A 12,914-nucleotide genomic window follows, 5' to 3' on the forward strand; every position below is an offset into this window, starting at 1 on the left:
ACGAATCTAGTGGCCCAGCAGCGTCGGAAGACCCAGAGCGGAATCGACGGCCAGCGCGCAGAACACCACGGCCAGGTAATTGTTCGACTGCAGGAACAAGCGCAGCGGCTTCACCGGCTCACCGCGCTTGACCCCGGCGTACAGCTGATGGGCCATCGCCAGGAACCAGACGCCGGCCAGCAGCGCCACCGACGCGTACAGCCATCCCGTGGCCAACGCCAGCGCCAGCGTGGTCAGCACCGTCAGCCAGGTGTAGATCAGGATCTGCCTGGTGACCTGCCGCTCGGTGGCGACCGCGGGCAGCATCGGCACCCCGGCGGCCTTGTAGTCGTCCTTGTAACGCATGGCCAGCGCCCAGGTGTGCGGCGGTGTCCAGAAGAAGATGACCGCGAACATCACCAACGCGGGCCATTGGATGGTCCCGGTCACCGCCGACCAGCCGATCATCACCGGCATACATCCCGCGGCACCGCCCCACACCACGTTCTGCGAGGTACGGCGCTTCAGCAGCAGGGTGTAGACGAACACGTAGAAGGCGATGGTGACCAGACCCAGCACGCCCGAGAGCAGGTTCGTCGTCGCCCACAACCAGCCGAACGAGCCGGCCGAGAGCACCAGACCGAAGATCAGCGCATGCCGGGTGGGCACCGTCGCACGGGCCAGCGGCCGCAGCGCGGTGCGCTTCATCACCTTGTCGATATCGGCGTCGGCAACACAGTTCAGCGTGTTGGCGCCTGCGGCGGCCATCATGCCGCCGATCAAGGTGTTCAGGATCAGCAACGGATTGACCGTGCCGCGGTCGGCCAGCAACATGGCCGGAATCGCCGTGACCAGCAACAGCTCGATCACACGCGGTTTGGTCAGCGCCAAATAGGCCAGAAAGGTGGTACGGATCCGGCTGGGTGCTCCGCTAGCTGACCGGCGCTCGCGAATGCTCACGCAAATAACTCCTCGGGCAGCGTTACGCGGGCTTCTACTACAGACGATGGTAGACCGCGGGTCTGTGGGCCCGACACCGCAGGGTCAATTCCGGTGAACAGCCAAGTAAACGTGTGCCGACCGGTCTGCCACGGATGAGTCGGTCCCACTAGGGTGTTTTAGAGGAACAAGCAGCTGATCTCGCAGACGCTAGGAGCACGCGTAGTGACCACCACCGAGGAGATTTCCGCCCTCACCCGCCCCAACCACCCGGACGACTGGACGGATCTCGACTCGGTCGCCGTCGACACCGTCCGTGTCCTGGCCGCCGACGCCGTGCAGAAGGTGGGCAACGGCCATCCGGGCACCGCGATGAGCCTGGCCCCGCTGGCCTACACCCTGTTCCAGCGTCAGCTGCGCCATGACCCCAGCGATGTGCACTGGCTGGGCCGCGACCGCTTCATCCTGTCCTGTGGGCATTCCAGCCTGACGCTGTACCTGCAGCTGTACTTGGGCGGTTTCGGTCTGGAACTCGAGGACATCGAGGCGCTGCGGACGTGGAAGTCCAAGACTCCCGGGCACCCGGAGTTCCGGCACACCAAGGGCGTGGAGATCACCACCGGCCCGCTGGGCCAGGGCCTGGCCAGCTCGGTCGGGATGGCGATGGCGGCCCGGTACGAGCGCGGCCTGTTCGACCCCGACGCGGCACCGGGCACCAGTCCGTTCGACCACTTCATCTACGTGATCGCCTCCGACGGCGATATCGAGGAGGGCGTCACCAGCGAGGCCTCCTCGCTGGCGGGCACCCAGCAGCTGGGCAACCTGATCGTCTTCTACGACAAGAACCACATCTCCATCGAGCACGACACCGACATCGCCCTGAGCGAGGACGTCGCGGCCCGTTACCGGGCCTACGGCTGGCACGTCCAGGAGGTCGAGGGCGGTGAGAACGTCACCGGCATCGAGGCGGCGATCGAGGAGGCCAAGAAGGTCACCGACAAGCCGTCGTTCATCGCGGTGCGCACCATCATCGGCTACCCCGCACCCACCAAGATGAACACCGGTGGCGTGCACGGGTCGGCGCTGGGCGACGACGAGGTGGCGGCGACCAAGAAGGTGCTGGGTTTCGACCCGGACAAGACCTTCGAGGTGCGCCCCGAGGTCATCGAGCACACCCGCAAGCTGATCGACCGGGGCCGGGAAGCCCACCAGAAGTGGCAGACCGGGTTCGATGCCTGGGCGCAGCGGGAACCGGAGCGCAAGAAACTGCTGGATCGGCTGCTGGCGAACGAACTGCCCGAGGGCTGGGACGCCGACATCACCCATTGGGAGCCGGGCTCCAAGGCGCTGGCCACCCGTGCCGCGTTCGGCCAGGTGCTCAACGACGTCGCCCCCAAGCTGCCCGAACTGTGGGGCGGCTCGGCCGATCTCGCCGGCAGCAACAACACCACCATCAAGGGCGTGGACTCCTTCGGTCCGCCGTCGATCTCCACCTCGGACTACACCGCCAGCCCGTATGGCCGGGTGCTGCACTTCGGTATCCGGGAGCACGCGATGGGCTCGATCCTGTCCGGCATCGTGCTGCACGGGCCGACCCGCGCCTTCGGCGGCACGTTCATGCAGTTCTCCGACTACATGCGGCCCGCGGTGCGACTGGCGTCCCTGATGGACATCGACACCATCTACATCTGGACGCACGACTCGATCGGTCTGGGCGAGGACGGCCCCACCCATCAGCCGATCGAGCACCTCGCCGCGCTGCGGGCCATCCCGAATCTCTCCGTGGTCCGCCCCGGCGACCCCAACGAGACCGCCTACGCGTGGCGCAGCATCATCGCGCGCGGCAACGGCAGCGGGCCGGTGGGTTTCATCCTGACCCGACAGGGCATCCCGGTGCTGGAGGGCACCAGCAGCGAGGGTGTGGCCAAGGGTGGTTACGTGCTCGGTGGCGGCAATCCCGCCGATGACGCCGACGTGCTCCTGATCGCCACCGGCTCGGAGTTGCAGCTGGCGGTCGAGGCGCAGAAGCAGTTGGCCGCCAAGGACATCGTCGCCTACGTGGTCTCGATGCCGTGCGTCGAATGGTTCGAGTCCCAGCCCAAGGAGTACCGCGACTCGGTGCTCCCGCCCGACGTCTCGGCACGTGTCGCGGTCGAGGCCGGGATCGCACAACCGTGGCACAAGCTGGTCGGCGACACCGGCGAGATCATCTCGATCGAGCACTACGGCGAGTCGGCGGACGACAAGACGCTGTTCCGCGAGTTCGGCTTCACCGCAGAGGCCGTCGTCGCCGCAGCCGAACGCTCACTCGACAACTAATCCAGAAAAGAGCGAAATCATGACGCAGAACCCGAATCTCGCGGCACTGAGCGCCGCGGGCGTATCCGTTTGGCTCGACGACCTGTCCCGCGACCGGCTGCAGACCGGCAACCTGCAGCAGCTGATCGACACCCGCAGCGTCGTCGGGGTCACCACCAACCCGTCGATCTTCCAGGCCGCGCTGTCCAAGGGCACCGCGTATGACGCCCAGGTCAAAGAACTGGCCGAGCGGGGCGCCGACGTGGACGCCACCATCCGCACGGTCACCACCGACGATGTCCGCAACGCCTGCGACGTGCTGGCCAAGGCCTATGAGGCCTCCGGCGGCGTCGACGGCCGGGTCTCCATCGAGGTGGACCCCCGGCTCGCGCACGACACCGACAAGACGATCCTGCAGGCCATCGAGCTGTGGAAGATCGTCGACCGTCCCAATCTGCTGATCAAGATCCCCGCCACCGAGGCCGGCCTGCCCGCCATCACCGCGGTGATCGCCGAGGGCATCTCGGTCAACGTCACCCTGATCTTCTCGGTGGAGCGCCATCGTGCGGTGATGGACGCCTACCTGACCGGCCTGGAGAAGGCCGCCGAGGCGGGCCACGACCTGGCCAAGATCCATTCGGTGGCTTCGTTCTTCGTGTCCCGGGTGGACACCGAGATCGACGCGCGGCTGGAGAAGATCGGCTCGCCCGAGGCGCTGGCGCTGCGCGGGCTGGCCGGGGTGGCCAACGCCCGGCTGGCCTACGCCGCCTACGAAGAGGTGTTCGGCGGCGGGCGGTTCCTCAAGCTGGCCGAAGCCGGCGCCCGCGTGCAGCGGCCGCTGTGGGCCTCGACCGGAGTCAAGAACCCGGACTACTCCGACACCCTGTACGTCACCGAACTGGTGGCGGCCAACACGGTGAACACCATGCCGGAGAAGACCTTGGAGGCCGTCGCCGACCACGGCGCCGTCACCGGTGACACCATCTCGGGCACCGCCGCCGAGGCGCAGGAAGTCTTCGACAAGCTCTCGGCCATCGGCATCGACCTCACCGACGTGTTCCTGGTGCTGGAGAACGAAGGTGTCGACAAGTTCGAGAAGTCCTGGGGCGAGTTGCTCGAGGCCACCCAGGGACAGCTGGACGCCGCAAAGAAATGACCGCTCGCGCGAAGAGTAGAGGGTTGCGATGAGCTCCACCAAAACGATTCCCGCGTGGCTGAACCCGTTGCGGGACAAGCGCGACAAGCGGATGCCCCGCATCGCGGGACCGTGTGCCGTGGTGATCTTCGGCGTCACCGGCGACCTGGCCCGCAAGAAGTTGATGCCGGCCATCTACGACCTGGCCAATCGCGGCCTGCTGCCGCCCAGCTTCGCGCTGGTCGGATTCGCCCGGCGGGACTGGGCGGACGAGGATTTCGGCAAGATCGTGTATGAGGCGGTCCAGCAGCATGCCCGCACCCCGTTCCGCCAGGAGGTGTGGGACCGGCTGGCCGAGGGCTTCCGGTTCGTCCAGGGCACGTTCGACGACGAGGCGTCTTTCGAACGATTGAAGGACACCCTGCACAAGCTCGACGTGGAGCGCGGCACCAGCGGCAATCACGCGTTCTACCTGTCCATCCCGCCGAAGGCGTTCCCTCAGGTCTGCGAGCAGCTGTCCAAGTCCGGACTGGCCGACAAGCCCGAAGGCAGCTGGAGCCGGGTGGTCATCGAGAAGCCGTTCGGGCACGACCTCAAGAGCGCCGAGGAGCTCAACGGCGTGGTCAACAGCGTCTTCCCGGAGTCGTCGGTGTTCCGCATCGATCACTACCTGGGTAAGGAGACGGTGCAGAACATCCTGGCGCTGCGCTTCGCCAACGAGATGTTCGAACCGGTGCTCAACTCGCACTACGTCGACAGCGTGCAGATCACCATGGCCGAGGACATCGGGCTCGGCGGTCGCGGCGGCTATTACGACGGCGTCGGTGCGGCGCGCGACGTCATCCAGAACCATCTGCTGCAGCTGCTGGCGCTGACGGCCATGGAGGAACCCGTCAGCTTCTCCCCGGCCGAGCTGCAGGCCGAGAAGATCAAGGTGCTCTCGGCGACCCGGCTGGCCGAGCCGCTGGATCAGACCACCTCGCGCGGGCAGTACGCGGCGGGCTGGCAGGGCGGCGAGAAGGTCGTCGGCCTTCTCGACGAGGAGGGCTTCTCCCAGACCTCGACGACGGAAACCTTCGCGGCCATCACGCTGGACGTGGACACCCGTCGCTGGGCCGGGGTGCCGTTCTATCTGCGCACCGGAAAACGCTTGGGCCGCAGGGTGACCGAGATCGCCCTGGTGTTCAAACGGGCACCCCATCTGCCGTTCGACGCCACCATGACCGATGAGCTCGGCCAGAACGCACTGGTGATCCGGGTGCAGCCCGACGAGGGCATCACCCTGCGCTTCGGGTCCAAGGTTCCCGGCCACCTGATGGAGGTCCGCGACGTCAGCATGGACTTCTCCTACGGATCGGCGTTCGCCGAGGAGTCACCCGAGGCGTACGAACGGCTGATCCTCGACGTGCTGCTGGGCGAGCCGTCCCTGTTCCCGGTCAACGCCGAGGTCGAATTGGCCTGGAAGATATTGGATCCCGCACTGGAGTACTGGGCCTCGCACGGTAAGCCCGATCCGTACGAGTCCGGAACGTGGGGCCCGGATTCGGCGTTCGAGATGTTGCGCCGCACCGGACGCGAATGGAGGCGACCGTGATAGTGGACCTGCCGGACACCAATACCGGTGCCATCAACAAGAAGATCGTCGCGCTGCGCGAGGAGGGTGGCGCCATCACCCTCGGACGGGTGCTGACGCTGGTGATCGCCCCCGACAGCGAATCGCTGCTGGAGGAGTCGATCGAGGCCGCCAACGCCGCCAGCCGTGAGCATCCCTGCCGCGTCATCGTGGTCATCCCCGGTGACCGGCTGACCACCGACGCCCGGCTGGACGCCCAGCTGCGGGTGGGCCGCGATGCCGGCGCCAACGAGGTGGTCGTGCTGAGGCTGTCCGGCCCGCTGGCCAATCATGCGAGCAGCGTGGTCATCCCGTTCCTGCTGCCCGACACCCCGGTGGTGACGTGGTGGCCGGACCTGGCCCCCAAGGTGCCTGCCGAGGATCCACTGGGCAAGTTGGCGATCCGCCGGATCACCGATGCCACCAACGGTGCCGACCCGCTGGCCTGTATCAAGAGCAGGCTGGCCGGCTACACCCCCGGCGACACCGATCTGGCATGGAGCCGCATCACGTACTGGCGGGCGCTGCTGGCCGCGGCGCTGGACCAGCCGCCCTACGGGCCGGTCACCTCGGTGGTGGTGTCCGGGCTCAAGGACGAACCGGCCCTCGACGTGCTGGCCGGCTGGTTGGCCGGCCGGCTGGACTGCCCGGTGTCGCGTGCGGTCGGGGACCTCAAGGTCGAACTGATCCGGGCCGACGAGACCATCGTGCTGAGCCGCCCGCAGGACGGGGTGACCGCGACGCTGACCCGCACCACCAAACCGGACGCGCAGATTCCGTTGGCCCGCAGGGAAACCCGCGACTGTCTGGCCGAGGACATGCGGCGCCTGGACGCCGATGAGATCTATTTCGAAGCACTGCAGGGAATCGACAAGGTGGCTTATGTCTGAGGAGATCCAACCCGAGCGGCTGATCGAGAAGTATCTCGACGCCGACGAACTGGCCGCCGCCGCCGGCGCCCGGCTGGTGGGGGCCATCACCTCGGCGATCGCCAATCGCGGCGAGGCCGCGATCGTGTTGACCGGCGGAACGGTGGGCATCAAGCTGCTGCGCCACGTGGCGGGTTTCGGTGCCGATATCGACTGGTCCAAGGTGCAGCTGTTCTGGGGTGACGAACGCTTCGTGCCCGCCGCCGACGATGACCGCAACTACAAGCAGACCCGGGAGGCGTTGCTGGAGAGCATCGACATCCCGGCGGCCAACGTGCACGCCATGGCGGCCAGTGACGGTGAGTTCGGCGACGCCATCGACGATGCCGCGGCCGCGTACGAGAAGTTGCTGCCCGCCGAGTTCGACGTGCACCTGCTCGGTATGGGCGGCGAGGGCCACATCAACTCGCTGTTCCCCGACACTGCCGCGGTGCGGGAGACCACCCGGCTGGTGGTCGCGGTGACCGACTCCCCCAAGCCCCCGCCGCGCCGGATCACCCTGACCCTGCCCGCCGTCGCGCGGGCCCGCGAGGTGTGGCTGGTGGTCGCCGGCTCCGAGAAGGCCGAGGCGGTCGCCGCGGCCATCGGCGGCGCCACCGCGGTGGAGGTGCCTGCGGCCGGTGCGATCGGCAAGGCGAAGACGGTGTGGCTGCTCGACGAGGCGGCCGCCGCCAAGCTCTGAGGGCCCATTCGGGCTGCTAACCCGAATTGCGCAGCGCGGTGGCCAGCCCGCTCATGGTGAGCAGGATGCCGCGCTGCACCAATTCGTCGGTGTCCCCCGCGCGATGCCGCCGCAGCAATTCAACCTGCAGGTGATTCAGCGGTTCCAGGTAGGGGAACCTGTTGAACACCGAGCGGGCCAGCGCCGCGTTGTCGGCCAGCAGGTCGTCCTGGCCGGTGATCAGCCGGTGCATCCGGATGGTCCGGTCGTGCTCGGCGACGATCTTGTCGAAGACCCGCGCGCGCAGCGCCTCGTCCTCGACCAGTTCCGAATACCGGGCCGCCAGGCCCATATCGGCCTTGGCCAGCACCTGCGCCATGTTCGACAGTACGGTCCGGAAGAAGGGCCAGCGCCGGTAGAGGTCCTGGAGAACCTCCAGCCGGCTGCCCTCGTTCTCGGGGCCGTCCAGCGCCAGGAACTCCTCGAACGCCGCGCCCGTGCCGTACCAGCCGGGCAGCATCACCCGGGACTGGCTCCAGGCCAGCACCCACGGGATGGCCCGCAGGTCCGAGATCGCCGTGGTGGGTTTGCGAGAGGTGGGCCGGCTGCCGATGTTGAGCGCACCGATCTCACTGACGGGTGTGGAGGCCTTGAAGTACTCGACGAATCCCGGTGTCTCGTGCACCAATTCGGCGTATGCCCGCTGCGCGCGGGCGGCGAGATCGTCGAGCACCTGATAGGCGGGCTCCGCGGCGTCGCCGAGGCCCTCGACGTCGAGCAAGGTCGATTCCAGCGTGGCCGCCAGCAGCGTCTCCAGATTGCGGTGCGCGATCCGCGGCTCGGCGTACTTGGCGGCGATCACCTCACCCTGTTCGGTGATGCGCAGCGAGCCGTTCACCGCGCCAGGTGGCTGAGCCAGGATGGCGTCATAGCTGGGACCGCCACCGCGGCCGACCGTGCCTCCGCGACCGTGGAACAGCCGCAACCGGATTCCGGTCTTGCGAGCCGATTCGACCAGATCCAGCTCGGCCCGGTACAGCGCCCAGTTGGCCGCCAGGTAACCGCCGTCCTTGTTGGAGTCCGAGTAGCCGAGCATGATCTCCTGGTGATCATCGCGGGCGCTCACCATGGCCCGGTACACCGGCAGTCCCAGTACCTCCTCCAGGATCGCCGATCCGCGCTGCAGATCGTCGATGGTCTCGAACAGCGGCACGATACCCACCGGGGCGTACGGCTGCTCACCGGAAACATCAAGCAGCCCAGCCTCTTTGAGTAGTACTGCGGCCTCCAGCATGTCCGAGACGGACTGGCACATGGAGATGATGTAGTTGGGCACCGCCTGCGGTCCGAATACGTTCACCGCGCGCGCCGCCGCCGCGACGATCCCGAGTTCCTTGCGCGCCAGCTCGGACAGATCGGCGCCCGCGCCGACCAGCGGCCGGCGCGTGGCGATCTCGGCGGCCAGCAGCGTCACCCGGTCGGCCTCGGGCAGTGATGCGTAGTCGGGGTGCACGCCGGCCCAGGCCAGCAATTCGGCGATGACCTCCTCGTGTACCTCCGAGTTCTGTCGCATGTCCAGACCGGACAGGTGAAACCCGAAGACCCGCACCGCCTCCCGCAGCCGATTCAGCCGGTCGTCGGCCAGCACCGCACTGCCGTTGGCCCGCAGCGACGCATCGACGACGTCCAGGTCGGCCAACAGCTCATTGGGGGTGACATAGGGCTCCAGCCCCAGATCCAGCACCGCCTCGGGCTGCTGGTCCAGGATTGCCGCCGCGGTGGCGGTCAGCCGGGCGTGGATGACCCGAAGGGCCCGGCGGTATGGCTCGTCGGCCCGGGCCGGCTCGGTGCACAGCTCGATCAGCGCCGCGAGGTCCGGGCTGACCTGCACCAGCCGCGCCGACATGGACAACTCCTGTTCCAGCGCGGTGAGTTCGTCGAAGTAGTGCGAGATCGCGGTGTACGCGGCCCGGCCGGTGGCCAGCCGGACGATATCGGCGTTGACGTTGGGGTTGCCGTCCCGGTCGCCGCCGATCCATGAGCCCGGCCGCAGAATCGGTTCGGCCAGCAGCCCGGCCCCCGGGAAGCGGGCCTCCAGCGCGGTCCGCACCTCGGCATTGACCTGCGGGATGACCTCGAAGAACGCGGCCTGGTAGTACCGCAGGCCGGTTTCGATCTCATCGGAGATCTTCAGCCTGGACAACCGCACCAACGCCGTCTGCCACAACGTGAGGATGTGCCTGCGCAGTTCGGTCTCGATGTCCCGGCCGTCCGCGGTGCTGGTGTGGCCCTGCAGGCGCAGCCGCATCAGCTCGGTGATCCGGTGCTGGGTGTCGAATACCGTCCGGCGGCGGGTCTCGGTCGGGTGCGCGGTGATCACCGGCGAGACCAGTGCGCCGCGCAACGCGTCGGCGACCGCCGCGGTGTCCAGATCGGCGTCCTCCAGCTTGAGATATGTTGCGGCCAGGCTACTGTCCTGTGGCGGCTCGCCGGCCTGGACGTGTACGGCGCGGCGGCGCTCGCGGTGGATGTCCTCGGCGACGTTGGCCAGCAGGGCGAAATGCGTGAACGCCCGGATGACGGGGATGGCCAGGTGGATGTCGATCCCGGTGAACAGGCCGGCGAGATCGGAGCGGTCGATCTCGGAGCGGCGCACCTGGAAGGATCCGACGCGGGCGCGCTCCACCAGGTCGAAGACCAGTTCGCCGTTCTGTTCACGAACGGTGTCGCCGAGGATCGCACCCAGCATGCGGATGTCTTCGCGCATCGGTTCGGTGGCCTCGCGTCCGACGTGGGTGCGCCGCACCGATCCGATCGGTTCCAGCACCGTGTCCACGCGCCCGTTGTCAGCCATGTGTTCGATTATCGGCGTCGCCCGTTCGCCGTGCATGGTGAGACTGGCGGTATCGGTCATCTGCCGGCGGGCACGATCGGTTTCGGCGGGTGAGCCGGCGGCGCGGAGCCCAACTGCGGGCGGCCGAGACCGCCGGGAGTATCGGGGGGCACCGCCGCGCGGCTAGGGGTCGGTACTGAGTGCCCGCTGGCACCCGGCTATGACAGCCTGCGCCTAGACGTTGTACTTGATGCGCAGCGCCATGCCGATGATGGACACCACCCAGATACCCACCACGAAGTAGGTCAGCCGGTCCAGGTTCTTCTCGACCACCGTCGAGCCGGACAGGCTCGACTGCACGCCACCACCGAACAGGGTGGACAGGCCGCCGCCCTTGGCGCGGTGCAGCAACACCAGCAGGACCGTCAGCACACTCGTGACGACCAGGGTGATCTGCAGAGCGAGTTCCATGGCGATCAGCCTACCGGGCCCGAAATCATGGCAGCGGCCCGCCCGCCGCGATCGCCGACAGCGTGGCGAACTGCTCGCCGTCCAGCGAGGCGCCACCGACCAGCGCGCCGTCCACATCGGTCTGACCGACGATCTCGCCGACGTTCTTGGCGTTGACGGATCCGCCGTAGAGCACCCGCACACCCGCGGCGATCTCCGCCGACGACAGCGCGGCCAGCTCCGCTCGGATGGCCGCACACACTTCCTGTGCGTCCGCGGCGCTGGCCACCCGGCCGGTGCCGATCGCCCACACCGGCTCGTAGGCAATCACCACCTGCGCCACCTGTTCCGCACTCAGCCCGGCCAGCGATCCGCGCAGCGAGTTCACGTTGAACTCGACGTGCTCGCCCGCTTCACGGACCTCCAGCGCCTCGCCGATGCACACGATCGGGGTGAGGCCGTGCTTGAGTGCGGCCTTGGCCTTGGCCGCCACCAGTTCGTCGGATTCGGCGTGGTAGGTGCGCCGCTCGGAATGCCCGACGACAGCGAAGGTGACACCCAGCTTGGCCAGGAACGCCCCGCTGATCTCCCCGGTGTAGGCGCCCGCGTCGTGCTGGGACACGTCCTGGGCCCCGTAGGTCAGCCGCAACTTGTCGCCGTCCACCAGGGTCTGCACACTGCGCAGATCCGTGAACGGCGGGATCACGGTCACATCCACCTTGTCGAAGTACTTGTCCGGCAAGGCGAATGCGATCTTCTGCACCAGCGCGATGGCCTCGAAGTGGTTGAGGTTCATCTTCCAGTTGCCGGCGATCAGCGGCTTACGGGCCATGACTCAAGACTCCAGAACGTCGATGCCGGGCAAGGTCTTGCCCTCCAGGTATTCCAGCGACGCACCGCCGCCGGTCGAGATGTGCGAGAAGCCGTCCTCGGGCAGACCCAGCTGACGTACCGCGGCCGCCGAGTCGCCGCCGCCGACGACGCTGAACGCACCCTTGCCGGTGGCACCGATGATCGCCTCGGCGACACCCTTGGTGCCCGCCGCGAACTCCGGGAACTCGAACACGCCCATCGGGCCGTTCCAGAACACCGTCTTGGCGTTGGACAGCAGCGCGGCGAAGCGCTTCACCGATTCCGGGCCGATGTCCAGGCCCATCTTGCCGTCCGGGATCCGGTCCGCGGCGACCGTCTCATGGGGCGAATCCGCGGCGAACCCGTCGGCCACCTCGATGTCCACCGGCAGATGGATCACGTCGCCGTAGGTCTCCAGCAGCTTCTTACAGGTGTCGATCATCTCCACCTGGCACAGCGAGTTGCCCACCGAAAGCCCTTGCGCGGCAAGGAAAGTGTAGCACATGCCGCCACCGATGACGATGCTGTCGGCCTTGGTGGCCAGGTTCTCGATGACCGCGAGCTTGTCGGACACCTTGGACCCGCCCAGCACCACGGCGTAGGGCCGCTCGGTGGAGCTGGTCAGCTGCTCGAGCACCTTGACCTCGGTGGCCACCAGCGTGCCCGCGTAGTGCGGCAGCAGGGTCGCCACGTCATACACCGAGGCCTGCTTGCGGTGCACCACGCCGAAACCGTCGGACACGAACGCGCCCGGCGAACCGTCGGCGCCTTCGACCAGAGCCGCGAGCGCCTTGGCCAGCCCGAGGCGTTCGGCGTCGTCCTTGCTGGTCTCCCGCGCGTCGAAGCGGATGTTCTCCAGCAGCAGCACGTCGCCGTCGGTCAGGCCCTCGGCCCTGGCCAGCGCGTCGGTGCCGACCACGTCACCGGCCAGCTGGACGTGCCGGCCCAGCTTCTCCCCCAGCGCCGCGGCCACCGGGGCCAGCGAGAACTTCGGGTCCGGTTCGCCCTTGGGGCGGCCCAGATGGGCGGTGACGACGACCTTGGCGCCGGCGTCGGCCAGCGCTTTCAGCGTCGGTACCGAGGCGATGATGCGTCCCGGATCGGTGATGACGCCGTTGTCGTCGAGGGGGACGTTCAGGTCGGAGCGCACCAGCACGCCCCGACCTTCCACACCCTCGGTGAGCAGATCGTCGAGAGTGGCGACCATGACTGTATCTACTTCCCGT

Annotated in this window: 10 protein-coding genes; 5 read left to right on the forward strand and 5 right to left on the reverse strand. The window is 67.7% G+C overall.

Translation table 11 applies throughout. The features are described from left to right. Positions 1–6: 6 nt before the first annotated feature. The gene (locus tag ACXPWS_RS18050; RefSeq protein WP_458707976.1) at positions 7–939 is read right to left on the reverse strand and encodes a heme o synthase; all 933 of its coding nucleotides are present in this window, start codon (positions 937–939) and stop codon (positions 7–9) included. Positions 940–1,143: 204 nt separating this feature from the next. On the opposite strand from ACXPWS_RS18050, the gene tkt reads away from it, so the two are divergent. Genes tkt through pgl form a run of 5 tightly spaced genes read left to right on the forward strand, consistent with a single transcriptional unit; the run spans position 1,144 to position 7,574 of the window. Beyond that, complete coding sequence (gene tkt, locus ACXPWS_RS18055) at positions 1,144–3,237, forward strand: transketolase (protein WP_458707977.1); 2,094 nt, start codon at positions 1,144–1,146, stop codon at positions 3,235–3,237. Between the two features lie 16 nt (positions 3,238–3,253). Further along, positions 3,254–4,372: a transaldolase gene (gene tal / locus ACXPWS_RS18060; RefSeq protein WP_458713586.1), complete on the forward strand. Its 1,119-nt coding sequence runs from the start codon at positions 3,254–3,256 to the stop codon at positions 4,370–4,372. Between the two features lie 28 nt (positions 4,373–4,400). Next, a complete protein-coding gene (gene zwf / locus ACXPWS_RS18065; protein WP_458707978.1) occupies positions 4,401–5,945 on the forward strand; it encodes a glucose-6-phosphate dehydrogenase in 1,545 nt (514 codons plus the stop codon). Beyond that, positions 5,942–6,853 (forward strand): glucose-6-phosphate dehydrogenase assembly protein OpcA, encoded by a 912-nt coding sequence (opcA, locus tag ACXPWS_RS18070; protein WP_458707979.1) that lies wholly within the window; start codon positions 5,942–5,944, stop codon positions 6,851–6,853. Before zwf ends, opcA begins: the two co-directional genes overlap by 4 nt. Further along, a complete protein-coding gene (gene pgl / locus ACXPWS_RS18075; protein ID WP_458707980.1) occupies positions 6,846–7,574 on the forward strand; it encodes a 6-phosphogluconolactonase in 729 nt (242 codons plus the stop codon). The genes opcA and pgl overlap by 8 nt, the downstream gene beginning before the upstream one ends. Before the next feature lie 16 nt (positions 7,575–7,590). On the opposite strand, the gene ppc is transcribed toward pgl, so the two are convergent. The 4 genes from ppc to ACXPWS_RS18095 all read right to left on the reverse strand — a co-directional run bounded on the left by ppc (position 7,591) and on the right by ACXPWS_RS18095 (position 12,895). After that, positions 7,591–10,407: a phosphoenolpyruvate carboxylase gene (gene ppc / locus ACXPWS_RS18080; RefSeq protein ID WP_458707981.1), complete on the reverse strand. Its 2,817-nt coding sequence runs from the start codon at positions 10,405–10,407 to the stop codon at positions 7,591–7,593. 213 nt (positions 10,408–10,620) lie between these two features. Further along, on the reverse strand, positions 10,621–10,857 hold the full coding sequence (gene secG, locus ACXPWS_RS18085) for a preprotein translocase subunit SecG (RefSeq protein WP_458707982.1): 237 nt from the start codon (positions 10,855–10,857) through the stop codon (positions 10,621–10,623). Between the two features lie 25 nt (positions 10,858–10,882). Then, positions 10,883–11,668: a triose-phosphate isomerase gene (gene tpiA, locus ACXPWS_RS18090; RefSeq protein ID WP_458707983.1), complete on the reverse strand. Its 786-nt coding sequence runs from the start codon at positions 11,666–11,668 to the stop codon at positions 10,883–10,885. 3 nt (positions 11,669–11,671) lie between these two features. Beyond that, positions 11,672–12,895, reverse strand: coding sequence for a phosphoglycerate kinase (locus ACXPWS_RS18095; RefSeq protein WP_458707984.1), 1,224 nt, complete (start codon positions 12,893–12,895; stop codon positions 11,672–11,674). Positions 12,896–12,914: the final 19 nt, after the last annotated feature.

This window comes from Mycobacterium sp. BMJ-28 (assembly GCF_054404835.1).

Coding starts and splice junctions, on each gene's coding strand:
- ppc (WP_458707981.1), bottom strand. CDS start 10,407: ATGGCTGACAACGGGCGCGTGGACACGGTGCTGGAACCGATCGGATCG.
- ACXPWS_RS18095 (WP_458707984.1), bottom strand. CDS start 12,895: ATGGTCGCCACTCTCGACGATCTGCTCACCGAGGGTGTGGAAGGTCGG.
- tpiA (WP_458707983.1), bottom strand. CDS start 11,668: ATGGCCCGTAAGCCGCTGATCGCCGGCAACTGGAAGATGAACCTCAAC.
- pgl (WP_458707980.1), top strand. CDS start 6,846: ATGTCTGAGGAGATCCAACCCGAGCGGCTGATCGAGAAGTATCTCGAC.
- zwf (WP_458707978.1), top strand. CDS start 4,401: ATGAGCTCCACCAAAACGATTCCCGCGTGGCTGAACCCGTTGCGGGAC.
- secG (WP_458707982.1), bottom strand. CDS start 10,857: ATGGAACTCGCTCTGCAGATCACCCTGGTCGTCACGAGTGTGCTGACG.